The 23,621-nt window shown below is 69.4% G+C and carries 22 protein-coding genes, 1 tRNA gene and 1 pseudogene; 14 read left to right on the forward strand and 10 right to left on the reverse strand.

Annotated features, from left to right (window positions below; genetic code table 11):
* A partial coding sequence (locus MUU72_RS30895; protein ID WP_248016740.1) for a M6 family metalloprotease domain-containing protein occupies nt 1-1,210 on the forward strand: 1,210 nt, incomplete at its 5' end.
* A gap of 122 nt (nt 1,211-1,332) precedes the next feature.
* On the opposite strand, the gene MUU72_RS30900 is transcribed toward MUU72_RS30895, so the two are convergent.
* Entirely contained in the window at nt 1,333-2,064 is a 732-nt protein-coding gene (locus tag MUU72_RS30900; protein ID WP_248016741.1) for a TetR family transcriptional regulator, read from the reverse strand.
* Between the two features lie 169 nt (nt 2,065-2,233).
* Here MUU72_RS30900 and MUU72_RS30905 point away from each other — a divergent pair, with 169 nt between their 5' ends.
* Together MUU72_RS30905 and MUU72_RS30910 are read left to right on the forward strand one after the other, a co-directional pair.
* The gene (locus tag MUU72_RS30905; RefSeq protein WP_248016742.1) at nt 2,234-2,398 is read left to right on the forward strand and encodes a hypothetical protein; all 165 of its coding nucleotides are present in this window, start codon (nt 2,234-2,236) and stop codon (nt 2,396-2,398) included.
* On the forward strand, nt 2,395-2,787 hold the full coding sequence (locus MUU72_RS30910) for a DUF4190 domain-containing protein (RefSeq protein ID WP_248016743.1): 393 nt from the start codon (nt 2,395-2,397) through the stop codon (nt 2,785-2,787). The genes MUU72_RS30905 and MUU72_RS30910 overlap by 4 nt, the downstream gene beginning before the upstream one ends.
* 144 nt (nt 2,788-2,931) lie before the next feature.
* On the opposite strand, the gene MUU72_RS30915 is transcribed toward MUU72_RS30910, so the two are convergent.
* Nucleotides 2,932-3,246 (reverse strand): hypothetical protein, encoded by a 315-nt coding sequence (locus tag MUU72_RS30915; RefSeq protein ID WP_248016744.1) that lies wholly within the window; start codon nt 3,244-3,246, stop codon nt 2,932-2,934.
* Between the two features lie 509 nt (nt 3,247-3,755).
* Here MUU72_RS30915 and MUU72_RS30920 point away from each other — a divergent pair.
* Together MUU72_RS30920 and MUU72_RS30925 are read left to right on the forward strand one after the other, a co-directional pair.
* Nucleotides 3,756-3,831, forward strand: a tRNA-Arg gene (locus MUU72_RS30920).
* 93 nt (nt 3,832-3,924) lie between these two features.
* Entirely contained in the window at nt 3,925-4,503 is a 579-nt protein-coding gene (locus MUU72_RS30925) for a hypothetical protein (RefSeq protein WP_248016745.1), read from the forward strand.
* Here MUU72_RS30925 and MUU72_RS30930 read toward each other — a convergent pair.
* Nucleotides 4,497-4,760 (reverse strand): annotated as a pseudogene (locus tag MUU72_RS30930) (tyrosine-type recombinase/integrase); the annotation flags it as partial. The gene MUU72_RS30925 and the pseudogene MUU72_RS30930 overlap by 7 nt on opposite strands.
* Nucleotides 4,761-4,764: 4 nt before the next feature.
* On the opposite strand from MUU72_RS30930, the gene MUU72_RS30935 reads away from it, so the two are divergent.
* The gene (locus MUU72_RS30935) at nt 4,765-5,052 is read left to right on the forward strand and encodes a restriction endonuclease (protein WP_248016746.1); all 288 of its coding nucleotides are present in this window, start codon (nt 4,765-4,767) and stop codon (nt 5,050-5,052) included.
* Between the two features lie 22 nt (nt 5,053-5,074).
* Nucleotides 5,075-5,212, forward strand: coding sequence for a hypothetical protein (locus MUU72_RS30940; RefSeq protein ID WP_248016747.1), 138 nt, complete (start codon nt 5,075-5,077; stop codon nt 5,210-5,212).
* Between the two features lie 78 nt (nt 5,213-5,290).
* Here MUU72_RS30940 and MUU72_RS30945 read toward each other — a convergent pair whose 3' ends face one another.
* The 6 genes from MUU72_RS30945 to MUU72_RS30970 form a co-directional block, all read right to left on the reverse strand.
* Nucleotides 5,291-6,052 (reverse strand): DUF6339 family protein, encoded by a 762-nt coding sequence (locus MUU72_RS30945; protein WP_248016748.1) that lies wholly within the window; start codon nt 6,050-6,052, stop codon nt 5,291-5,293.
* Nucleotides 6,052-6,909: a hypothetical protein gene (locus MUU72_RS30950; protein ID WP_248016749.1), complete on the reverse strand. Its 858-nt coding sequence runs from the start codon at nt 6,907-6,909 to the stop codon at nt 6,052-6,054. Before MUU72_RS30950 ends, MUU72_RS30945 begins: the two co-directional genes overlap by 1 nt.
* A gap of 41 nt (nt 6,910-6,950) precedes the next feature.
* Nucleotides 6,951-8,759 carry a hypothetical protein gene (locus MUU72_RS30955; RefSeq protein ID WP_248016750.1) on the reverse strand — a complete coding sequence of 603 codons (1,809 nt, stop codon included), beginning with the start codon at nt 8,757-8,759 and terminating at the stop codon, nt 6,951-6,953.
* Between the two features lie 68 nt (nt 8,760-8,827).
* Nucleotides 8,828-9,844: a PD-(D/E)XK motif protein gene (locus MUU72_RS30960; RefSeq protein WP_248016751.1), complete on the reverse strand. Its 1,017-nt coding sequence runs from the start codon at nt 9,842-9,844 to the stop codon at nt 8,828-8,830.
* Complete coding sequence (locus MUU72_RS30965) at nt 9,841-12,423, reverse strand: Z1 domain-containing protein (RefSeq protein ID WP_248016752.1); 2,583 nt, start codon at nt 12,421-12,423, stop codon at nt 9,841-9,843. Before MUU72_RS30965 ends, MUU72_RS30960 begins: the two co-directional genes overlap by 4 nt.
* Before the next feature lie 274 nt (nt 12,424-12,697).
* Nucleotides 12,698-13,987: a DNA cytosine methyltransferase gene (locus MUU72_RS30970; protein WP_248016753.1), complete on the reverse strand. Its 1,290-nt coding sequence runs from the start codon at nt 13,985-13,987 to the stop codon at nt 12,698-12,700.
* A 674-nt stretch (nt 13,988-14,661) separates the two neighbouring features.
* On the opposite strand from MUU72_RS30970, the gene MUU72_RS30975 reads away from it, so the two are divergent.
* The 7 genes from MUU72_RS30975 (at nt 14,662) to MUU72_RS31005 (ending at nt 21,890) form a co-directional block, all read left to right on the forward strand.
* Nucleotides 14,662-15,120: a hypothetical protein gene (locus MUU72_RS30975; RefSeq protein WP_248016754.1), complete on the forward strand. Its 459-nt coding sequence runs from the start codon at nt 14,662-14,664 to the stop codon at nt 15,118-15,120.
* Nucleotides 15,117-15,809, forward strand: a complete 693-nt coding sequence (locus tag MUU72_RS30980; protein ID WP_248016755.1) for a DUF6531 domain-containing protein — start codon at nt 15,117-15,119, stop codon at nt 15,807-15,809. Before MUU72_RS30975 ends, MUU72_RS30980 begins: the two co-directional genes overlap by 4 nt.
* A gap of 20 nt (nt 15,810-15,829) precedes the next feature.
* A complete protein-coding gene (locus MUU72_RS30985; RefSeq protein WP_248016756.1) occupies nt 15,830-17,521 on the forward strand; it encodes a hypothetical protein in 1,692 nt (563 codons plus the stop codon).
* 11 nt (nt 17,522-17,532) lie between these two features.
* The gene (locus tag MUU72_RS30990) at nt 17,533-18,849 is read left to right on the forward strand and encodes an RHS repeat-associated core domain-containing protein (protein WP_248016757.1); all 1,317 of its coding nucleotides are present in this window, start codon (nt 17,533-17,535) and stop codon (nt 18,847-18,849) included.
* Entirely contained in the window at nt 18,791-19,105 is a 315-nt protein-coding gene (locus MUU72_RS30995; protein WP_248016758.1) for an Imm53 family immunity protein, read from the forward strand. Before MUU72_RS30990 ends, MUU72_RS30995 begins: the two co-directional genes overlap by 59 nt.
* Before the next feature lie 158 nt (nt 19,106-19,263).
* On the forward strand, nt 19,264-21,333 hold the full coding sequence (gene recQ, locus MUU72_RS31000; RefSeq protein WP_443743071.1) for a DNA helicase RecQ: 2,070 nt from the start codon (nt 19,264-19,266) through the stop codon (nt 21,331-21,333).
* Between the two features lie 272 nt (nt 21,334-21,605).
* Nucleotides 21,606-21,890, forward strand: coding sequence for a hypothetical protein (locus MUU72_RS31005; RefSeq protein WP_248016759.1), 285 nt, complete (start codon nt 21,606-21,608; stop codon nt 21,888-21,890).
* Between the two features lie 86 nt (nt 21,891-21,976).
* Here MUU72_RS31005 and MUU72_RS31010 read toward each other — a convergent pair whose 3' ends face one another.
* Nucleotides 21,977-23,395, reverse strand: coding sequence for an isocitrate lyase/PEP mutase family protein (locus MUU72_RS31010; protein ID WP_248016760.1), 1,419 nt, complete (start codon nt 23,393-23,395; stop codon nt 21,977-21,979).
* Between the last annotated feature and the right edge of the window lie 226 nt (nt 23,396-23,621).

Raw genomic sequence — 23,621 nt, forward strand, 5'->3', positions numbered from 1 at the left:
CCAGCCCCCTCACCCGCCCCACCCCCCGAAGGCCGTAACGGCGCCCCCTCACCGCCCGGGGCCCGCCTTCCCCACCGGCCCCTGCGCCCTCCCCGGCATCACCGACAACGTCTCCGAGGCCGCCCCCACCCCCGCCGGCTTCGCCCGCGCCTCCGGGACCGTACGGGCCCTCACCCTCTTCATCGACTTCCCGGACGCCCCGGCGACGCTCTCCCCCATGGCCCGCTTCGCCGAGTTCTTCCCGGCCGCGACCGACTACTTCCGCGCCAGCTCGTACGGGCGGCTGACCTACGTACCCAAGCCCCTCTTCCGCTGGCTGCGCATGTCGCGCCCGCTGGCGGCGTACGGGATCACCCGCAGCGCCACCTTCGACGCGTCCGCGGACGGCGGCTACCACGCCCTGTCCCGGGAGATCGTGCACGCCGTGGACCCGTTCGTGGACTTCCGCGACTACGACGTCGTCAACGTCATCCTGTCGCCCAACGCGGGCCCGCCGGCCACCCGTTCGGTGCTGTCGGTCACCTTCAGCGGAGCCGATCTGGGGCTGCGGACGGGCCGCGGCGCGCCGTTCCGGAACGTGTCGTTCATCTGGAGCCGGCAGACCGGCCTGAGCGCGTTCCGGGTCCTCAACCACGAGAACGCGCACGCCTTCGGACTGCCCGACCTCTACTACACGGACGACCGCACGGGGCGGGCCCCGGTGGGCCACTGGGACCCGATGGACGAGGACTGGGGGCCGAGCAACGACTTCCTCGGCTGGCACAAGTGGAAGATGGGCTGGCTGACGCCCGGCCAGGTGCACTGCGCGCCGCCCCGCGGGCTGCCCGCCGAGCACGACCTCACCCCGGTCTCCACCCCCGGCGGCACCAAGATCGTCGTGGTCCCGACCGGCCCGCACACCGCCTTCGTGGTCGAGGCGCGCGCCAGCGGCCTGCTCGACCCGATCGTGTGCCGCCCGGGCATCCTCGTCTACCACGTGGCCACCGACGTCCCGTCGGGCCGCGCCCCCATCCGCGTCGTGGACGGCACCCCGCACAGCCGCGGCTGCTACGGCGACGCCCGCTACGTCGACCCGGACCTGACCGACGCCACCTTCCGCCCGGGCGAGACCTTCACCGACCGCACCACCGGCGTCACCGTCACCGTCCTCACCGAGAACCCCGACGGCACCTACCGCGTCCGCATCACCCCGGCCACCACCCACCCGTGAGCACCCCCGCCGTCCGGGGCGGCGTCACGCCGACCACCGGGGCCAGCGCACCACCCCGGACCCCGCCCACTCCCCACCCGGCCGTGCCGTTCCCCCCTGCCCCTCGCCCTCGCCCTTCCCCCTCACCCGTCCCCGTCCCCTTCTCCGACCCCGTCCCCTTCTCCGACCCCCTCCGCGCCACCGGCGCCCCCGCTCGCCCCGGGAACAGCGCCGCCCACGCCCTCTTCCCCCCAATGCCGCCGCCCGATGCTGATCAGCCGCAGCTGCCGCCGCGCGCGCCACACCACCCGGCCGGCCGCCTCCTCACCGCCCTCCTCCCGGGCGTCGAGCAGCTCCCCGGCGGTCGTCACCAGCCGGTCGACGTACAGTTCGGCCAGCATCCGCACGTCCTCGTCCCGCCAACCGGCCGACAGCGGCTGGGCCTTGAGCGCCGCGGCGACCTCCTCGACGAACCGCTCCAGCTCCCCGGCGATGGCGTGCCGCACCGCCCGCACGCCGCCCCGCCGCTCCCGCGCCACGAACCGCACATGCGCCGGATGCTCCCGCACATGCCGTTCGACGACCGCGACCGTCCGGTCTATCCGCTCCTCGGCGGCGTCCTGCTCGGCGAGGATCGCCCGCACCATCACGTGCAGGCTGCCCAGCGCCTCCTCGACGAGTGCGACACCCAGCTCGCCCAGGTCCCGGAAGTGCCGGTAGAACGCGGTCGGGGCGATACCCACCACCCGCGTGACCTCCCGCAGGCCCAGGCTGCTCAGGCTCTGCTCCTCCAGCAGGCCGAGCGCCGCGTCCAGCAGCGCCTGACGGGTCTTCTGCTTCTGCGCCTGCCGCGCTCCGCCCACACTGTGACTCATGTCATCCAGTAAACAACCGTTCTCCGAACCATTCCACCGGGGTCCGGCCCTACACTGGAGAAGTCAGTGAACAACTGTCCTCTCAAATCTGTGCGGCCGTAACCGCCGCGGGCCCGGCCCGAACCGACAGCGGCCCCCGCCCCGGAAACCGGCCCCGGAAAGGCAGATCATGTTCTTCCTCGTCGCAGCCCTCCTCCTCCTGGGGATCGCGCTGGGCACCGCGGCGCACCTCCCGGTCCCGGTCACCCTCGTCGCCGGCACGGCCATCGCCGTCTGGCTGCTCGTCTTCTCCCTGCGCGAACGCCGCCACCACAACGAGGGGAGCCCCCGATGACCGCCCTCACCCACCACACCACCCAGACCACCCACGAGACCCACAAGTCCCCCGAGGCTCACGAGACCCCCAAGTCCCCTGAGACTCACAAGACCCACAACTCCCCCGAGGACGCCTCCGGCGCCCCCCGCTCTCCGCGCTCCGCCCGTTCCCGCGGTTCACAGGCCGACGGCATGGCCGTGGCATCCTTCGTCCTCGGCCTGGTCGGCACCCTGGTCCTCAACATCGTGCTGGGCCCGTGCGCCCTGGTCCTGGGCGGCCTCGCCCTGTCCCGCGGCACCACCCGCCGCGGCCGCGCCCTCCTGGGCCTGGCCCTCGGCGCCGCGGACCTGCTCCTCCTCGTCGCCCTCACCACCGCCGACTCCACCCTCAGCTGGCACATCGGCTGACCGGGCCGGACACAACGGCGCCTCGAACCGCCCGCACCCCGGGCAAGTTGAGAACCGAGGCACCGAACCGCCCGAGGCGGCAAGACGACGAGACGCCGAGACCCTGAGACGACGAGCCCCTGAGACGACGAGACGGACCGCCCCTTACGGGTGGTACTTCTCCTCCACCTTCTCAGCGCCCTCGGTGCGGTCCATGGTGACGCGGACCGTCACACTGCTGGTCTTCGCCGCCTTCTCCAACTGCGCCTCCGTGCACGTCGACGTGCCGTAGCCGTCGTCGCCGATGGTGACATCGCTCCCGTTGACGGAGCAGATCGCGGCCGCACCGAGGATCTTCGTGGAGTTGGAAATCATGAACGCGTGAGGCATACCGCCGCCCTCGGGCTTGACGAGCACCTTGCCGGGCGCGAGGTACTCCAGCTTGCCGACGATCGTCCGGTGACTCCCCCCATGAGCCACACCACCCCCACCGGAACCACTCCCGCCACCGCTACCGTGCCCCGCCGACGGCGCCGCCCCGGACCCGCTGTGCCCCTGGCCCTGACCCTGGCTCTGCCCCTGCCCCTTCCCCCCAGAGGCATCCGACGAGGCCCCGCCCGAGGAAGACCCACCCGTGGTGGTCTCACCCGGGGTCTGCCCCTGCTGCGCCCCGGACGCGGCCGAAGGCGCCGAGGACCCGGCAGCGCCCGCCGCCCCGGAATCCGGCCCGCAGGCGGTCATCCCCAGACCCAGCGCCGCGGCGACCACCACGGCGGCGGCAACACGACGGCCGGCACGGCCCCCGAAGCGGTTGGTCACGGCGCTCTTCATCACGTCTCCCATAGCTGTCGCTCTCTCCCACGTCTCGCTTCCGAACGCCCACCAGCCTCAGCCACCCCCCTGCCGTCCCACTAACGCCCGACTAACCCCACCCCCGACCCCCATCCGCTACCCTGTCTGGGACCACCGCTCGCGGCGGTCCCACCCCCGCCTCCGTAGCTCAGGGGATAGAGCACCGCTCTCCTAAAGCGGGTGTCGCAGGTTCGAATCCTGCCGGGGGCACCAGGTCCAAGGGCCCTCACATACGGATCTCCGTATGTGAGGGCCCTTGGACATCTACTTCTGACATCAACGGGGGCGGGACGGGGTGCATCCGGCGTGACGAGGGACGAGGGCCTCGACCGGTTGAGGCAGCTGGCACGAGCTCGGGCACTCGGACGTCACGTCGGCTCGGACCGCCTGATCCAAGCCGGCCTCGACGCTCTCCTGGCCGATGTCGATTCCCCGTCGCTTGCCCTCCTGACCGGCCTGGGCCGCCGTGAGGAGCATGAGGCACAGGAGCTGTTCGACCAGGTCGTGGACGAGCTGGGATTGGGATTCGAGGCACCCGCGGACCCGATCGCCGCCAAGTGGGCCTTGGCCTACTGGTTGGCCGCTCAGATCGTTGACGGTTCCTTGGACCCGGTGACCGGCGCCGACCTCATATGGGTCGAAGCAGCGATGGAACTTGACTATCCCGACCGCCTGCAGCCGATCGTCGAGTGCGCCATCCAACTGGGCGACTGGAACGCCGAGTGGAGCACTCCGTTGGAGCAGCTCAAGGAAGAGGTCCTGGTCGCCGCCCGCGCGCTTGTTGAACAGGGCCCGAGACCAGCCTCTGAAAGGCCACGGAGCCCCAGGACTGCCATCGTCCGGGGCTCCGCGTCTCGTGCAAAAGACAACGGCGGCGGTCACTGACGACCCGGGCGCCTCCGCAGCAGGCGGCCCATGTGGCTCATGGCCTCGCGCTGGGTGTCCTGGACAACGTACGTGTACACGTCCATGGTGATGCTGATCTGAGAGTGGCCGAGGACCTCCATCACGACGCGGGGCGCGACTCCGGCCGCCGTAAGGAGCGTGGCCGTGCTGTGGCGGGCGTCGTGCAGGCGGATGACGCGGAGGCCGGCGGCCTCGGCGACGCGAGTGAAGGAGCGATAGAGGTTGCGCGGCTCGATCGGCGTGTTGCGCGGAGCCGGGCACAGGTACGTCGAAGGCTGGCTTACACGTCGGTCGGGTAACGGCGGTGCCGATTTCGTCGGCCGTCTCGACCTCGGCGGCGGACGCGGCCTCGCGGGCACGAGTCTCGTCGTACTCGGGCAGGCTAAGTGCGTCAAACCCGACACTCTCATCACCGCGGAACAGATCGCCCGGGTGGTCGCTCGGCTCCGACGCGGGTGGATCGGGGTCTACGTCACCACCGGCGCCTACTCAGAGTCGGCCCAGTCCGAGATGGTGGAGGACCAGTAACCGATCATCCTCCTTCAACGGTATGAGTCTGGTCGCGGAACTGCGGAACATGGCCAGGGACGGCCACGGCGGCGACCTGACGGCGTGTATCGAGCACGTCCTCGACGCTCAGGGAACCGTGATCACGAATCGACGCCCCGAGGAGATCCTGCTGCAGTAACCATTCGCCGGTCGCGCCGTGGGAAGGTGACCACAAGCGGGCCTCCTTCCCACGGCAGACCTTAGGCCGCGTCAGGTTTCACACCCCTACCACCACGGACAACGACTCCTGGAACACGCCCATCAACTCCTCGTCGAGTACGTCCGCCGGCAGCGTGTCGAAAGAGATGAAGGCGTTGAGCCTGAGTACCCGTATGAGGAAATCCCGAAGCACCTTCCTCTCCGCTTGAGGCGGGACGTCGAGCGTCTGCCAGACCCGGACGATCGCCCGCACCAGATGTGGGCTGCCGCCGATCGAGGTGCGTCGGGCGTAGATCTGGTCGAAGGCCGACTCGTTGAGGACGGACAGTGAGGCGTAGAGGTCCTCCCTTCCGCCGTCTTCGTCGTACAAAAGATGCGCCCGCCACCACAGCCGCCCGAAGACATGGCGTGTGACGTCGGTCCCCAGTACCCGGTCGTGGTGCAGGTCGGTGAACCTCCACAGGGACACGTCCGGCAGGACGACGAGCGAAAGAAACGCCCAGAGATCACCCGCCACCGCCTCCGCCGGAACGATGCCCGAGTCCCGGTGGAGGATCGTCGCCACCTCGATGTCGAAACCCGCCGCCTGCTTCCTGCCGGGCTTGGCGGGATAGCCGCGCTCAGCGGCACATGCGAGCACCGCCTCCCGAAGGGAGCCGAGCCTCTGCTCGGGAAGACGGGCGCCACCCGTGGCCGCGTAGAACATGGCCGGGTGGGAAAGAGCGGAGCGTTCACACAAGTATTCGACCGAGCGCTGCAGATACTCCTCCCGAAGGTGGGACGCGGCTGCGGGCAGAAGACGCGGATACAGATAGACCATCACGTCTCCCTGGAGAAGAGTCCGACGGCGTGCTGGATCTTCGCCGAGAAGAGCGCCGGGTCCGTGCGACGTGTCATGCGCAGGGAGGTGAGAGATGTCCCGGGGAGGAAGGTGTGTAGGAGCCCGAGCAGCGTGTGACCGAGCGTGTCCGTCTCGAAGCAAGAGGCATCCGTCAGATCTTCGTCCGCTACGGCCCGTTCGATCATCAGGCGGACGACGTCCTGCCTGACGGCGGACTGGATGAGTCGTTCCGCGTACGACGCCTTCTCTGCTCGGCGAAGCGCATTGAGCACAACCGGAGTACCGCTGTTCACGAGAAGTACGACGGCGCCCATCGTCGCCGCTTCCAGGTTGGAACCGATGTCGAGGTACCAAGGAGCCTTCTCCGGGTAGCCCGCGTTCTTGAAATCGACCACCGCCATGGGGAACTGCGACGCATCGCCCTGCAGGCGCACCCCGGCCCGGTGATGCCAAAGTACGGATCCTGCGCGCCGAGCACCAGTTGGGTCCGAGTTGTCCAGGGCCTTTGCGAGGATCAGCTGTGTGTCGAGGGACAGCAGACCACCGCTGTCACGTCCGATCACGGTGAACGAGAGCTGTACCGAACGAGTGCCTCCACCAAGCAGTCTGACCCGGTCGGCCAGCCGTCGAAGGCCGCTGCCCGTAGAACTCCACACCACTGAAAGGGCGAGCTCGGCCTCGTGAGGGAGTCCGGTCGAAGCTCTGACCGCGTCCAGGTCGACTCCGACCACCGTCTCAAGGGACAGATCCCTCTGGAAGTCCCAGTCGGGTATGAAGGCGGGCAGCGGAACGGCGTCCCCTTCCTCAGACTTGAGGGACCACTCGGCCATCGACACCGATCCGACGGTCGCTCTGCGATAGGGATAGGCACGACGGTTCACCAGCCGTCGCCCCCGGCCTCAACCGTGATCGTCAGCTCGGTCATGGTGTCAGGGGCCGGCCTGACGATCAGAGACCAGACCGTGCCGTCACCGCCGTCCGCACGCAACGAGGTTCCGGCCGCCATGGGGCCGTCGCCCGCACGCCACCCCAATACCGTGGGAATCGACGCTCCGATGGGCGGCTCCGCTTCGACCCCGCGACCGTCGCCCAACGCGACGGCGGGACGCCCGTGTACGACGCACGGCCCCGCGTCGGGCAGGGTGAAACGTTGCACGAGGACGGCCTCGCCATCGACGACGTCGTGTTCGGGAACCCCGTCGTACAGAACACGCCGGCGACCTGTCGGGCCGGTCGTTCCTCCCCTGGGGCCGGGAACCCCACCGGATCCGGCCGTCCCCTCGAAACCCCGTCCGGTGCCCGCGGGGCCTCCGGTAGGGGGCGTACCCGTGGCGAAGTCGGCTTCCGCGCCCTCCCCGGCCGTACCCGCCATAAGTCCCGCCATGAGTCGGCTCATCCCGGCAAGAGAGACGCCTTCGCCCGTCTCGTTCGACACCGGGGCCGGTCCGGAAGCCCCTTTCATGGCGTCGTTGATCTTGCGGAGGGCGTGCTTCGCCAGGCGATGGTCCTCTCCACTGAGTTTGTCCACCAACCAGGCGTCGTGCGACGCGGGCTCCGCCGCCGCGAAAACCCGGTCCATTCCGGCGTCGGCCCGGAAGACCGCCGCGTAGCCCCCGCTCTCCTCGAAGAAGGGAGGTCCCTCAAGGTATCTCACCACCAGATCGACCGGTCGCATAAGGCAGGTGTGGTGAAGTCGCTCCCCGACCCCCGCCTCCTGCGCCACCCGAGGAGGGGTTCCTTGGGGTGAGAGGAACTTCCGCATACCGAGCCGACCCAGGACGCGGCCCAAGGATTTGTGTTCGACGAGGCGATTCATGTCGTCGTAGGCCCAGACGAACGGGCGGAGGTGCGGTACTTCCGACGGCCTGGGCACGGGAACAACTCGACCCTCGTGGCTGGCGGAGAAGCGCATAGGTGCGTCTCCCCCCTCCGGGAGCATTTTCGGCCAAAGGTTCCACACCATGGCGTCGACGATCCACCGCATGGCCTCTGCGTCGTCGCGTTCACCGAACACGGGGTCGAGGATCGTGACGGACGTCCCCGTCTCACCGTCGGGAAGAGAGGTCAGGCCGAGGCTTCCGGCGGCCTCGTCGGCCTCCTCCCCGACCAGCGGCTCGACGTAACCGTGCCGGACCTTTCCCCAGAAGTGACGGCCGGTGAAGGTCTTCGTACCGTCGTCGTCTTCCACTGTGTAGCTCTCGTGCACCGCCCACCCGATGAGTCGGGTCTCCAACCGGTCGCCTACCCGACAGCGCGTGTGCACGACCACCGTGTGTGATGCGGAGAGGAGGTGGAATACCGCCTTTCCGAAACCGTAGGTGCCGCCACGACCTGTGATCTTGCTCGAGCTGCCGGTCTTGCGAACGAACGAGGCGAAATCGGACTGCCCTGGAACCGCGACGTCTGCGCGAGTGGGGCCACCCAACCCTCTCGTCCCCGTGTCGGTCACGGTAAGAATGCGCAGAGCGGAGCGCGCCAACGAGGTCCGAAGCTTGAGGTGTCGAAGCTGGGGTGCACCCGCGGCGAAAAGGTTCCGCCATACCGGCGCCTCGCTGGGCCCGAGCGTTCGCAGTTCCACTCGGTAGTCCACGGGGCCGTCGCCGGTCCGTGCGTCCCAGCTGTTCTGAGCCGACTCCCTCACGAGAAGCGTCAGCGGGTCGAGCTCGGTGCCGTCGAGATTCTTCAAAGCACCCTCGGCTGTCCCTCCACCGCCGGGGGCATAGCGCTCGGACAGCCAACATGGGGACTCCGCGGTCATGGTGTCCGCCCCACTTCTTCCAGGAAGGCTTCCACGGCCGGGTGATCCAGCATCGGCGAGTGGACGCCAGTCAGATCGACGGTATAGCGCACGTCAAGGAGTCCGTCGGGTACCGGCTTCCTCAGGGATGGCGTCGTGAGGCGGGGGAATGCCTCATCGACCTCGTACCAACGCTCTTCGACGGGTGACAAACGCAGAGCGCCCTCCTCATCCGTCTGTCCGCGCCGGTAACCGGCACGTGCCAGTCGAAGCCACAGTTCCGACTCGTCGACGCACAGCCGAGCCACCTCTGCGGCGAGTTCGCCGACGGTGCGCCCCCGCGGGGTTCGTTCGAACCGGTACCAGGCCAACATCAGGCGCCCGCCCTGCGGCGGCTCCAACTGGTCGAGCCCATGGACGTCGAACGTCCGGCGTTCCGACGTCGTGTATGTGCTCTTGACCTCGACGGCGTAACAGCCGTCGGAAAAGTCGTGGCACGCCCCCTCCGGACCGGTCCACAAACTCACGGCACCCGGGTCCTTGTCGAGTAGACGGAGCAGGACCGACAACTCACCGGCGAGGCCGACCTCCTGCGTCTCGGTGAGCGCACGAGGCACACCGCTGAAGAGTTGACGCCAGCGGTTCACCACCGCCAGCGTCGTGCGGTATGGGTGCCGTCCGTCTGCTTCCAGGGCCACAAGGACGTCAGCGCAAAGCCCCGTGAAGACATCATCGAGATCTCTTCGGATGCAGACAATGTCCGCGAAACGACCGTAGGTCTCCTCGTCCTCCAGCGCTCGCTCCGTAACGCGCAATGTTCCACCGATCCGCCCTGTGGGGATCCGGCGACGTCCTCGGAGAGGAATCAACAAGTGGCGCAACGAGTTACCGTCGGTCGCCGCGGAGACCGGCCCATGCTCGGTGACGACGGGGAGCGAGGAGGTCCTTAGGGCGGCTTCGGGGCCGAGCGGGGTCAGGTCCAATTCGGCCCAGTGTCGATCGAGCACACGCCGCAGGTCGGCGCCCCCGCTCAACTGTCGTCCTCCTCGAAGAGCAGCGACAGGTCCTCCTCCTCGTCGTCCTGTACGCCGGACAGGTCTGCGCTGCAGTACTCCACCTCGCTGTCCTCCCCCAGAGGCTTCGGGAAGACCAGACCGACGCCGATGACATGGTCGACGGCGTCGAGCGGGGCACGACTCTTGCGGTTCGTCGGTGACGGCGACAGGGCGTCGATCGGATAGAGGGTCAACAACCCGGTGTCCGGTGCCTGCTCGCGTCTGGCGTTCTTGAGCGCCTCTTCGCTGATCTCCGTCAGCGCACTGAGGTCGAGGTCGACACCTGCGTCGCGGCGGCTCATCAGGGTCTTGATGTCGGCGGCGTCACTTCTGCTCTCGCCGAGCTTCGCACGAATGACTCGATCGACGGCGAGCCCGGGGGTGAACTCGTACCGCTTGTCCGGGTCGTCGCTGAGCGGATTCCCGATGATCGCCACATTCCAACGCTTGAGCGCGCCTCCGCCCCCGGATCGCACCCGGCGCTCGACGTAGCTGCGCAGCAGTTTCGCGTCGCAATCCAACGATTTGCCGTGGAATCGATACTCGCCGAGGAAGTCCAGGACGATGTCGTAGGGCACGCCCCGGAGGATGTGGCGGCCCTGGACTCCTCTGTCCTCGTGTCGGGCTCCCGCCAGACGCAGGGACCGGTCGACGAGGTCGTGGGCGGCCTGCCGGTTGGCCTGCAACCACTCGGCGTCACACGTCCGGAAGTAACGGGTCTGCACACGCTGGCCCCCGTACGCCGCGTTCGCCTTGACCGCGTCCCTCATCTTGCCCGCCGCCGTGATGCGGAGCGACGGGTGGGTGCGCATGCGGACGGCGAAGGTCCTGGGCGTCTTGTCTTCGACCATGTATACATCGATATCCCGACGCATCTCGGACTCGACGGTGGCGATGTGCCGGAACCAGTCGCGCATCCCGTCCGTCATCCAGATACGCGGCAGGTCGGCGTATCCTTCACGGAACCCGAACCAACGGCCCATCTGCAACAGCGAGTCGTACGTCGTGGCGTTTCGCACGAAGTAACTGACGGCCAGTCCTTCGAGGGTCAGGCCACGCGAAAGGGTGTTGCCGCCCACGGCGATGGCGACGACAGGACCCGCCTCGTAGTCCAGTCGCTTCACGCTCTTCGAGTTGTCCAGGATGATGCGGCAGTCGTCCACCACACCGGCCAACAGCGGCAGGAGGGCGTCGAAAGGGACCGGTGTCTCCCCGAGGTCCGGCTCGTTACCGGGGACGCGGGCGACCTCGGACTCCCAGAGCTGCCTCAACTCATCGAGAAGTTCGCCGTCGGCGGCCTCGACATACCCGACCGTCCGTTTGCGGAACGCCTCCAAGGGCCCTTCGAAGCTCTCGTGGACAAGGGTGCTCACGCTGGTGTGGATCAGCATCGTCGAATGGGGAACGCCCGTACCGCGCACCCGTCGAGCGGCGGTGACGAGCCAGAAGTACAGCACAGCCGTCCGCAAGGCACCACTGATCTCGGGTACGAACCCCTCGATTTCGTCACGCCCTGGTCTGACGAGGGGTACCTCCTCGTCGGGGACCGTGCGGATCATGTCGTACCCGTCCGGTACCTCTTGCGGGCCTTCACCGTCCAACGCATCCCGCCCGAAGAGCACTTCGGTTCCGAAGTGACCGCGGGGCTTGGGCAGATTGACGACGAAGTCCTCCGGATAGAGGTCCTTGGCCGCGGGATCGATCAACAGGTTGGCGAAGGGCGTGGCCGTGTATCCGAGGTACCCCCCACGAGGGAACAGATCGATGATCTCCCGGATCAGCGGGTTGGTGCTCCGTGAGGCGACACTCGCCTGGTCGGCCTCGTCGTCGATGATCAGCGTCGGGCAGTTACGCAGGTAGTCGGGCGCCTTCTCCAACCATGCCTTGAGCTTCCGCAACCTGGGAACGTTCTTCTTGATCACGCACAGAACGTGCTGCTGACTCTTCTCACCGAAGAACGCGGCCGGATTGCCGGCGGGAGGCTCGAAGTCCCCGACGCGTCCGGTGAGGGTGTGCCATTGGTCTATGACCGGCTCCACCAGCTGCCGCTCGAGGCGGAGCTGGGTCTGTAGCCTCAGGCCGTTGTGGATGCCGGCGAGGACGATGAAGAACTTGTATCCGGCGTCCGCCGCCTTCGCGATGAGGGCCGTGAAGTTGCTGGTCTTACCCGACTGCACATACCCGACCACCAACCCCCTGGTCGAAAAGGCGCTCTCCAACGGGTGGTCGAGCATGGAGACGACCTTGGTCGACGCGGAGTCGAGGCCGCGCAGGCTCTCCTCGTTCCACGACTGTTTCGCCAACAGGTTCCTGAGGGCGGGCCAGCAGCGGTCGTCGTCCTGAGGACCTACGTACCAGGTTTCGCGGTTGTTCCGAACGACGGAGCCGGGCTCACGCTTCTCCCGGATGGCGATGGTCTCCTGCTGGTGACGTTCCGCGATCCGTTTGGCGAGCTCGTCGGACATGCCGAAGAGCTTGATCGTCGCCAACGCCTGCTCCGGCGTGTGCGTCTTGATGAGACGCTTGAACGCCTCGTACTGATCTTCGAACTCGTTCAATCCCCACCCCTTGGATCCGCGTCGTTCCGCGATCGTGGGGCCGACGGCCCGATCGCCGTGCGGAGGGGCGTCGGTGCCGCGGTCTCATACGGCCGCGGACGTCAGGCTCGGTCGAGGCACCACCACCTCATGCCCTCCCCAGGGCACGGGTTGACAGTGGGGCACCCCGACGTCGTTGTCCAGCGAAACAACCTTATATCTGGTCGCTATGCCCGCAGGGGCTCACCACGGAAAGAGCCCTGCCCGATCGCAGCCGCAGGAGCCCGTTCCCCGCTCACGCCGCCGTCGTGAGCCTGCGCCGCGGCTTCCGCACGCGGGGCACTCTCGGGGTACGGGAGTCGTGGAGGTCCCTCTGGGCCAGAAGCAGCGGTGCCAGATGCTCGGCGATGGCCCGGCCCAATCCGACGGGCACGGCGTTGCCGATCTGTCGCGCGATCTGCGTCCTGCTCCCACACCACTGGAAGGTTTCGGGGAAGCCCTGCAAGCGGGCCGCCTCCAGGTGTGTGATGGGACGGTGCAACCACGGGTGCAGGTAGCGCCCCTTCTCCGGTTTGAAGAATTCAGTACGGATGGTGACCGAGGGCTTGTCTCGATGCAGTCGACCCATGACGTCTGCGGAACCGGTCTTGTGGTTCTTCCAGCAACGAGAGAGAAGCTCGAAGGGAATATCGAACCTGTTCCCCCCCTCCGGAATGGATCGATAACGCGCCATCGAAATTGGCTTTATTCCATTTCGACTCAAATGCAGTTCGCCCATGGAGAAGGGACCGGCGACCTCTTGCCCGTTCACGGTTCTCCGCCGAGCGGGAAGTTCCGGGGACAACTTGCGCAGGACAAGGTCCGAGATCGCCTGCCATACCGTCCGCTGAGGCCCGTCGGCAGGCCCCGGAATCAACCGGGACTGCAGTTCCATATCCGAGACCTCTTCGACACGGACGGGAGCCCCCGAGTCCGAAGGCAACAACAAATCCTTGTGGATACCAATTGCGATGGTCCGAAAGCGTCGCTGCGGGACACCGTGATCGGCGGAGTTAAGAAGATCGTCAAGGATACGGTATTCTGAGAGAGTTCCTCCGGTAAGCGTTTCGTTGACCAAAAGCCCGAATTCAGGCGACTTCCTGAATGCGTCGACGTTCTCCATCACAAACATCATCGGCCGAACCGTCGAAACCACTTTCAGGTAATGACGCCAGAGCTGATTACGCTCATCGTTCGGATCCTGATTACCGAGCCGCGAGAATCCCTGGCACGGCGGGCCACCCAACACGATGTCGGCTTCAGGGAGCGCTCCAGGCCGGTCCACCCACTGTGCGATGTCCCCTTGGTGGACGTGGGCCCCGAAGCGTTCGGAGAAGTTCACGGCGTAGGTGGCCGCCGCAGCGGGGTCAAGCTCTACGGCGGCGACCGGACGGTACACCGCCCGGCCCTCATGGAGTGCATCCACGAAGCCCTGTGTCAGTCCCCCACACCCGGCGAATAGGTCGATCGTCCGTAGCGGCGGGAGGTCGGTGTCGCCGCCGGCCGCCTTCCGGGAGACGCCGACTTCGGGACGTGGTTGGGTCATTGGCGCACTGTAGCCGGCTCGCCAGCTAAAGGACAACCTTGTCACCCTACAGCCCGTCGGCGTTCTACGCCGGCCCCCATCCGGCCACCCGCACGGATCCTTTTGGGCATAAATCACTACGCTCGAAGCGCGGTTCACGTACGCACGGCCGCCAGAACCCTCGCTGTCGCTGAAAAGGGCAAGCGCGCCCCCGGTCGAGCATCCTCCGCCCCGTGCCTGGCATCCCCGGACCGGGATGACGAGAAGCGACCGCGTGCGTGAGCAGGATGGGGCCGCCGGCGGTGCGTCCAAGCGGTTCGTCGCCGTCGAAGACGGCAACAGGGTGCCGGCCACCGTTGCGCTGCCCCCGGTACGGAGGACTGGCCGCGTCGTCGCCCGGCTCCGGTGGACGTCCACCGGGCTAAAGCAGTGGCTTCTTCTCGGTGAGGTCGATCACCCAACTCGCAGCGCGAATCTCCGAGCCGCTTGGCGCCTCGCCGAGGAGGCCGGTCTCCTGGTGGAGGAGGACGTAAGGGGTCGTGGGCCACATCCGCAGGAACACGGGCCTCCATGCGTTCGAACAGGGGGCGGGAAGCCAAACCCGAGCGCAGGCTGCGGTCGGCATTGCATCGACAGGGCTGCGCCACAGGCTGTCGGACCGGCACCTGGCGGAGCTGGTCCGAGCGTCTCACGCCGTGGCGACGGCGCTGGACGTGGCGGCGGACGTGATCGTGGGGATGAAGGTCGAGACGATCGCCGAACTGGTCGTTCTGGCGGTGACGTTCGTGGCGGACCAAGCGGCTGCCGCGGCGACCTTCGGAGTGGCCGAGGCCGCGGTGATCGCGATCGAAGAGGCCGGGAAGCGTCTCGTCAACGCGCTTGAGCAGCAGTTGGAGCAGTACATCATCGGCCAGGTGATCGAGGCGGCGATCGATCCGCTCGTCGAGGTGGTGTCGGGGGCGGTGAGCGGGCTGGTGTTCCAGGCCGCCGAGTCCGCGCTGGGAGTGTCGGTAAGCGGTGCGGGCGGCTCGGGCTTCCGCATCGATCCCGACGCCGTGAAATCGCACGCGCGGCCCCTGCACAGCCACGCCGAAGCGGTGGCCGGACACGCGCAGGCGCTCCAGTCCAAGATCGCGGGGGTGAGCTTCGAATGAGCAACCAGATCGTCAAGGCGCTGGAACACGGGGCGCAGAAGCTCGGCAAAACGCTGGCCGAGGACGCCGGCAAGGCGCTCAAGAACTTCTACCGCTCAGCCGGCGACAACCTGAAAAAGGTGGCCCGCAATACGCGGGAGGCCGACACCAAACACGCTTCCGAGCTGAAGAAGATCCTCGACGGCGGGAAGAACGACCTGCCCCGGAGCCCGCACGTGACCGGCAAGGGCCGGACCGGGCTGAGTGGAGCTGGCAAGCCGGGCCGGTCTTCGCACGGCAACCGGAAGTGCCGGACCGCGGGCGACCCGGTGGACGTGGTCTCCGGCCAGATGGTGATGTCGGACATCGATCTGGAACTGCCCGGTCTCCTGCCGCTGGTGGTCCGGCGGGCGTACGCGTCCGGTTACGCGGCAGGCCGCTGGTTCGGGCCCGGCTGGTCCTCGACGCTCGACCAGCGTGTGCAGGTCGACGCGGACGGCATCCACTACGCGGGGGAGGATGCGGAGATCCTGCACTACCCGCGACCTTCGGGGCTCGGCCGGCAGGTACTGCCCTCCGAGGGAGCCCGCTGGCCGCTCACCTGGGACCCGGACACCGACACCATCGTGATCGAGGACCCGGAGACGGGCTGGCACAGGCAGTTCGCCCCAGCTCCCGAGGGGGATCGACACGCTCGATCAGCGCGATGACCGACCGCCACGGTGATCGAGTGGACTGTCTCGCGGGGGATGACGGCCTCCCGGTCGAGCTCCGCCACTCCGGCGGCTACCGGGTCGGTGTCGACACCGTCCGGACGGCAGCGGGCCCTCGGATCGAGGCTCTGCGCCTGTTGGACGGCACGCACCACGGACTGGGCACCACCGTGGTGGCCTACGACTACGACATCCGGGGCCGCCTGACCGAGATCACCGGCTCTTCCGGCGTCCCGCTGGTCCACAGCTACGACAGCCGGGACCGCCTCAGTTCGTGGACCGACCGCAACGGGTTCTGGTACCGGTACGAGTACGACACCGACGGCAGGGTGTGCCGTGCGCACGGCTCCGAGGACGTCCTCACCGCGACCTTCGCGTACGACCCGCGGCAGCGGATCACCACGGTGACCGACAGCCTCGGTCATGCGCGGCAGTACCACTACGACCGGTACCACCACATCACCAGGACCGTGGACGCGGTCGGTAACACCATCCACACGGAGTACGACCGCTACGGCCGCCTGCTGTCACGCACCGACGAGCTCGGGCACACCACCCGCCACACCCTGGACGGCAACGGCGATCCGCTGCGGGTCGACCGGCCCGACGGCACGTCGGAGACGGCGTCGAATAACGAACTCCGCCTGCCCACCGAGATCGTCGGCGCCGACGGCCACGTCTGGCGGTACACCTACGACGCCCACGGCAGCCTGTTGTCGGCCGTCGACCCGCTCGGCGCCACGACCACCTACGGCTACGACGAACGCGGTCGGCTGGCCACCGTCACCGACCCCCTCGGGGCGGTGCGGCGCTACGAGACCGACCGGGCCGGGCTGCCGGTCGCGGTGATCGACCCGCTCGGCGCGGTCACCCGGGTGACCCGGGACGCCTTCGGCCGCGTGGTGACGGTGACCGATCCGCTCGGGGGCGTCACCCGGCTGGGGTGGACCGTCGAGGGCAAACCTGCCTGGCGGGTGGGCGCCGATGGGGCACGGGAGGAGTGGCAGTGCGACGCCGCCGGCAACCTCGCCCGGCACGTCGGCCCCGGTGGGGAGGCCGTGACCTATGTATACGGCCCGTTCGGCCGGGTGACGGCGCGGACGGATGCCGACGGCACGCGCTACGACTTCACCTACGACCAGGAATTGCGGCTGATCGGCGTCCGCAACCCCCAGGGCCAGGTATGCCGCTACACGTACGACCCCGCCGGCCACCTCGTCTCCGAGTCGGATTTCAACGGATCGACGCTCACCTACCGCAACGACCCCGCCGGGCGGCCGATCGAGCGGACCAACGGCTGCGGACAGACCGTCAGGCTCACCCGTGACACCGAGGGCCGGGTCAATCTGCGGGAAGCGGACGGGACCACGCCCGCCGCCTTCCGCTACGACGCCCTCGGCCGGCTGCTGGAAGCCTCCGCCGACAGCACCGTGATCTTCTCCCGGGACGCCGTCGGCCGGATCCTGACGGAAACCGTCGACGGACGGTCCCTGGCCCACCAGTACGACGCGGCCGGCCGACGGCTCCGCCGGACCACTCCGACCGGCGCGACCTCGGAGTGGACGTACGACGCGAACGGCCGCCCGGCGACGCTGGCGACGCCGGGCGGCGGGCTCTCCTTCGGGCGTGACCTGGGGGGCGGGAGACGACCCGGTACCTGGGCCGGGGCGCTGCGCTCACCCAGAGCTGGGACGCGGCCCACCGGCTGACCGGGCAGGCGGTGTGGGCCCGCGTCCCTGCCGTCGGCGAGGCACCGGCCGGGTACGGCGCACTCCGGCAGCGCACGTACACCTACCGCCCGGACGGCAGTCCGACCGCCGTCTCCGACATGGTCCGTGGCCCTCGTGCGTACGGTCTCGACGCCGTCGGTCGAGTCACCGCGGTCCAGGCCGCCGGCTGGACGGAGCAGTACGCCTACGACGCCCTCGGGAACGTCACGTCGGCGACCGGGCACTCCGGGCCCGGGCGGGACACGTCGGGGGAACGGCTCTACAGCGGAACGCTGGTCCGCTCGGCCGGCCGTACCGCCTACGAGCACGACGGGCAGGGCCGGCTGGTCCGGGAGACCCGCCGCACGCTCTCCGGCACGATCCGGGAACGGACCTTCGTACGGGACGCGTACGACCGCCTGGTCCGGACCGTGACGGCCGGGGGCCAGACCTGGGAGTACCGCTACGACCCGCTCGGAAGGCGCATCGCGAAGCAGCGGACCGACGTGGACAGCCCCGCCGTGCTGTTCTCCTGGGACGACGACTGCCTCGCCGAGCAGACATCCGTATCGGCCGAGGGCCGGACCGTGGTCACCACCTGGGACTGGGAACCGGGTGAGTACCGGCCCGCAAGCCAGCTCCACCGCACGTGGCCGGCCGACGCCACGCGAGCGGAGATCGACCGGCGGTTCTACGCGATCATCACCGATGCGGTCGGTGCCCCCAGTGAACTCGTCACCCCTGACGGGCGGATCGCCTGGTGCAGGACGACGGATCTGTGGGGCTCGACGGTCGGCGGCGGCGGAACGGAGGCCGACTGTCCGCTGCGCTTCCCCGGCCAGTACCGGGACGACGAGACCGGGCTCGACTACAACCACCACCGGTACTACGACCCGGAGGCCGGCCGTTACCTCTCCGCCGATCCGCTGGGCCTCGCTCCCGCGCTCAACCACCATGCCTACGTCGACAACCCGTTGATCCAGCTGGACCCGCTCGGTCTCGCCCGCGCAAAAAGGCTCCGGCCGCATCCGGACGCGACCGGTCCGCACACCACCTTCCGGCGGGACGGGACGACCGGCCAGGTCACCCACTACGCGGAGTGGGCGCCGCAGGACAACCCGCACGATCCCGCACCGTGGAAGATGACCAAGCGGGTCGACATGGTCGGCCCGGCGCATTTCGACCGGAAGACGGGCGTGACGATCCCGACGCCTCACGTGAACCTTCCGGATGGCCGCGCCCGCCCGACCGAACCTGGGAGAACACCCCGTGTCCCTGGACCCCCTGAGCGCTCTCACCGCCTGGTACTCCCGTCAGTGCGACGGTGAGTGGGAGCACGAGTACGGCATCCGCATCGAGACGCTGGACAATCCCGGCTGGTCCGTCGAAATCGATCTCGATGAGACCGCACTCAGCGGAGTCACGCTCGACCGGACCGAGGTCGCGGAGGGAGCCTCCTGGCTCCAGGCGTGGTCCGACGGCTCCGTCTTCCACCTCCGCTGCGGACCCGCCGACCTCGGGGCCGCGGTGGAGCGGTTCGGGGACTTCGCGGCTCGGCGCGGAGGGGAAGGCCGGGCGTCGTGAGGGCCGCCGCGCAGGCCGGTGGATCGCGGCCCACGGCCAGGACCCGGATGCCGCAGGTCCACAGGCATTGATGATCTTGGCGTGTCGGCGGGAGTTATCCACAGGGTCGGCGGGGGGTGGGGGGAAGCTCGTAGGCTTTCGGGGTGGGTCCGGCGGATGTGGGAGTGGTCGTGGTCGAGGAGAAGACGGAAGCCCTGGGGGCTGACGAGGCGGTGCAGGTGCTGCGCCGGGTGTTCGGGTACGACGCGTTCCGCGGGGAGCAGCGCGAGATCATCGAGCATGTGATCGGCGGCGGGGACGCGGTCGTCCTGATGCCGACGGGCGGCGGGAAGTCGCTGTGCTACCAGATTCCCTCGCTGGTGCGACCGGGGGTCGGGGTGGTCGTCTCGCCGCTGATCGCGTTGATGCAGGACCAGGTCGACGCGCTGCGGGCGCTGGGGGTGCGGGCCGGGTTCCTCAATTCGACGCAGGATCTGGAGGAGCGGCGGCTGGTCGAGGCGGAGTTCCTGGCCGGCGAGCTGGACCTGCTGTATCTGGCGCCGGAGCGGCTGCGGGTCGAGCAGACGGTGCAGCTGCTGGACCGCGGGAAGATCTCGCTGTTCGCGATCGACGAGGCGCACTGCGTGGCGCAGTGGGGCCACGACTTCCGGCCTGACTACCTGGCCCTGTCGATGCTGCACGAGCGCTGGCCGGACGTGCCGCGGATCGCGCTGACCGCGACGGCGACGAGGGCGACGCACACCGAGATCACGTCCCGGCTGCGGATGGACGGCGCCCGGCACTTCGTGGCGAGCTTCGACCGGCCCAACATCCAGTACCGGATCGCGGCGAAGAGCGAGCCGCGGCGGCAGCTGCTGGAGCTGCTCCGCGGTGAGCACGCCGGGGACGCCGGCATCGTCTACTGCCTCTCCCGGGCCTCGGTGGAGAAGACCGCGCAGTTCCTGGTGGACAACGGCATCGACGCGGTGCCGTACCACGCGGGGCTGGACGCCCGGGTGCGCGCGGCGAACCAGGCGCGGTTCCTGCGGGAGGACGGGCTGGTGGTGGTCGCCACGATCGCGTTCGGGATGGGGATCGACAAGCCCGACGTGCGGTTCGTGGCCCATCTGGACCTGCCGAAGTCGGTGGAGGGGTACTACCAGGAGACCGGCCGTGCGGGGCGGGACGGGCAGCCGTCCACGGCGTGGCTGGCGTACGGCCTCCAGGACGTGGTGCAGCAGCGGAAGATGATCGACGGCTCGGAGGGCGATGACGCGCACCGCCGCCGGCTGTCGGCGCACCTGGACGCGATGCTGGCGCTGTGCGAGACGGTGGAGTGTCGGCGCGTGCAGCTGCTGGCGTACTTCGGCCAGGACAGCGACGGCCCGTGCGGCAACTGCGATACGTGCCTGACACCGCCGCAGACGTGGGACGGGACGGTGCCGGCGCAGAAGCTGCTGTCGACGGTGGTGCGGTTGCAGCGCGAGCGGGGGCAGAAGTTCGGGGCGGGCCAGATCATCGACATCCTGCTGGGCAGGAAGACCGCCAAGGTCATTCAGTTCGATCACGATGCGCTGAGCGTCTTCGGGATCGGCGAGGACCTGCGCGAGGCCGAATGGCGGGGCGTGGTACGGCAGTTGCTGGCTCAGGGGCTGCTGGCCGTGGAGGGTGATTACGGCACGCTGGTGCTCACCGAGGCCAGTGGTGAGGTGCTGCGCGGGCAGCGCCAGGTGCTGATGCGGCGGGAGCCGGAGAAGCCGGCGCGGGCGGCGAAGGCGAAGGCGGCCAAGGGCAAGCGGGCGCCGGTGGATCTTCCGGAGGAGGCGCTGCCGCTCTTCGAGGCGCTGCGCGGCTGGCGGGGCCGGACGGCCAAGGAGCAGGGCGTTCCGGCGTATGTGATCTTCCATGACGCGACGCTGCGGGAGATCGCGGTGGCGCGGCCGGCGAGCATTGCCGCGCTGGGCGCGATCAGCGGCGTGGGCGAGAACAAGCTCGCCAAGTACGGCGAGCAGATCCTGGCGGTGCTGGACGGGCGGGATGCCGCCGGGGAGGGCGCCGGTGGCGGGGCGGAAGCGGTTCTCGGGGTGACTGCTGGGGCCGGGGCTTCGGGTGCGGGGGCCGGGGCTGGGGCCGGGGACTCTGGGGCTGCGGCTCCGGGCGCGGGCGCCGGGCCTGCGGGCGGCGCTCCGGTGGGGTGGCGTGAGGTGGAGGAGGCGCTGCCGGAGCCGCCGGACGATATCGATTGGTGAGGGGGCGGTATCTGCTCGTGCGGGGCGTATCTGCTGGTGAGGGGGCGGTACCTGCTGGCGTGGGGAGCGGTATCCGGTGGTGTGGGGCGGCGCCTGGGGGTGAGGGGCGCCGTCGGGCGGCGGTTTCGTCACACGACTGACCGGAGGCGTCGGGCTGGCTGTTACACAACGTATGGATCGCCGTTATGGACCCTCCGTAGCTTGCTCTCACGTACCGCACATCGATCCGTCCCAGAACCGGGTGGCCGCCGGCCCCCCGTCGAGGAGTGCCCATGCGTGCTCAGCGCCGTTCCGTGATCCGCACCGCCATCGTCGCGACCGGAGCACTGGCCGTCCTGCTGCTTCCCTCGGGCGCCGCGTTCGCCGCGGATTCGACGGCGCCGACGGAGAGCCGGACGTCGATCATCCTCCCCGACGAGGGGCTGGCCGGGCTCGCGGAGAAGGCCGGGCACCTGCCGAAGGCGGGCCTGCTCGGCGGCGCGGCCGCGCTGGGCGCGGCGGGCGTGGGCATCGCGGTGCAGCGGCGGCGCCAGGAGTCGTCGGACCGGTCCCGGTAGGGGCAAGGCCGGTCCCGGTAGGGGGCCGTAGGGGAGCGCCGGGCTCGGACTTGCCGCGGGTGCGTGGCCTCTCGGGGCGGCTGGGCTCAGTACCTCACTCCTCTCGCCAGCCTCTGTAGTTCTGCGTAGGTCGGGGGTTCGGTGGGGCGCGTTGCCGTCGATGGTGGCGCCGGTTCCGCCGGCCCGTCGGGGTTTGCCGTGGGGAGGGTGCGGTCCGTCGTACCGGCCGCGCGGGCCTTCGTGAGCGCCGCGTCCGCCGCCGTGTCGGTCGGGTCTTCCGTCGCCTTGTCGGTCGGGGTCGGGGCCGTCGCGGTGCCGGTTGAGGTCGCGGCCGTGTCGGGCGGGGCCGTCGTTGTGCGGGCCGGGTTCGCACTCGTAGGGGTCGTGAGGGTTCTGGTCCGTGCGCTGTGCGCCGTCGTGCGGTCGGCCTGCGCCGTCGTGGGGGCCGCGTGTTTCGTCGTACGGGTCGCGTCCGCCCTCGTACGCTCGGCGGGCCCCGTCGTTCGGAGCGCTTCTGCTGTCGCGCGGGCCGCTCCCAGGGCCGTGCGGAAGAGGAGTGAGCCGGTGCTGATGCGGCGGACGCCGAGGTCGGCCAGGTGGGGGACGGTGTGGCGGCCTGGTGCGAAGAGGATGTTCAGGGGCGCGGGGATGCCGGCGACGAGAGTGGCGATGTCCGCGTCGGCCACGACCCCGGGGACGAAGATGCCGTCGGCGCCGGCGGCCAGGTAGGTCTCCGCGCGGGCGAGCGTGTGCGCCAGGGGCAGCGGGGCGTCCCGCTGCCAGTGGGTGTCGATGCGGGCGTTGACGAACAGGTCCGGGACGCGTTCCTTGATCGCGGTGAGCACGTCGGCCTGGCGGGCCGCGTCGTGCAGCCCTCCGCCGCCGGGGAGCCCGTCCTCCAGGTTGATGCCGGCGGCGCCGCAGTCCGCCAACTCGGCGGCCAGCGACGCGACTTGGTCGGGACTTCCGCCGAATCCGGCCTCGATGTCGACGGTGTACGGGCACGGCAGGCGGCCCGCCAGCCGGCGGGCCAGGTCGAGCGTGGCGTCCCGGACCTCGGGGCAGCCCCGGCCGTCCGGCAGACCCAGGGCGGCCGCGAGCCCGAGGCTGGTCGTACCGACCGCCGCGAACCCGGCCCCGGCCAACACGGCGGCCGAGGCGCTGTCCCAGGCGTTGGGGAGCAGGAGCGGGTGGCCGGGGGCGTGGTGCAGGGCGTGGAAGGCGGACGTCCGGGAGCCGGACCGGGCGGCTGCGGCCTGGCCGGTGGGCGGGTGCGGTGCGTTCGGTGTAACCGGTGCGTGTGGGGTGCCCGGTGCGTGGGGGGTGTCCGGTGCGTGCGGGGTGTCCAGTGCGCCTGGTGCACCCGGTGCGCTCGCTGGGCTCGATGCGTTCAGTGCGCCCGGTGCTTTCGGTGCGCTCGCTGTGATCGGTGCGCTCGGTGCGTTCCGCGCGCTCGGTGCGTTCCGCGCGCTCGGTGCGTTCGGGTGGGGGTCGGGGGGTGTCATGCGGGCACAGTAGGGCGAGGACGTGTCGGTGGTGGCCGAAGTGTTGCGGCGGAGAATGGGCGTATGACGTCGGCGAAGCAAGCAACGGAGCGAGTAACGGAGCAGGTAGGGGAAGGGGCGTACGGGCGGCGGGCGCGGTCCAGGCCCTCGGGGCGGGCCAGGCCGTCGGATCCCGTGCCGGCTACCGACAGCCTCCGGCCCGGCGTCACCCCTGCGCCCCACCCTG

This window comes from Streptomyces rhizoryzae (assembly GCF_023155275.1).
Lineage (GTDB): Bacteria > Actinomycetota > Actinomycetes > Streptomycetales > Streptomycetaceae > Streptomyces > Streptomyces rhizoryzae.

What these genes read in the sequence shown, in the direction of transcription:
- MUU72_RS30940 (WP_248016747.1), top strand. Translation starts at nt 5,075, where the DNA reads ATGAGTCTGGTCGCGGAACTGCGGAACATGGCCAGGGACGGCCACGGC.
- MUU72_RS30945 (WP_248016748.1), bottom strand. Translation starts at nt 6,052, where the DNA reads ATGGTCTATCTGTATCCGCGTCTTCTGCCCGCAGCCGCGTCCCACCTT.
- MUU72_RS30980 (WP_248016755.1), top strand. Translation starts at nt 15,117, where the DNA reads ATGAGCAACCAGATCGTCAAGGCGCTGGAACACGGGGCGCAGAAGCTC.
- MUU72_RS31005 (WP_248016759.1), top strand. Translation starts at nt 21,606, where the DNA reads ATGCGTGCTCAGCGCCGTTCCGTGATCCGCACCGCCATCGTCGCGACC.
- MUU72_RS30905 (WP_248016742.1), top strand. Translation starts at nt 2,234, where the DNA reads ATGTTCTTCCTCGTCGCAGCCCTCCTCCTCCTGGGGATCGCGCTGGGC.
- MUU72_RS31010 (WP_248016760.1), bottom strand. Translation starts at nt 23,395, where the DNA reads ATGACACCCCCCGACCCCCACCCGAACGCACCGAGCGCGCGGAACGCA.
- MUU72_RS30970 (WP_248016753.1), bottom strand. Translation starts at nt 13,987, where the DNA reads ATGACCCAACCACGTCCCGAAGTCGGCGTCTCCCGGAAGGCGGCCGGC.
- MUU72_RS30900 (WP_248016741.1), bottom strand. Translation starts at nt 2,064, where the DNA reads ATGAGTCACAGTGTGGGCGGAGCGCGGCAGGCGCAGAAGCAGAAGACC.
- MUU72_RS30910 (WP_248016743.1), top strand. Translation starts at nt 2,395, where the DNA reads ATGACCGCCCTCACCCACCACACCACCCAGACCACCCACGAGACCCAC.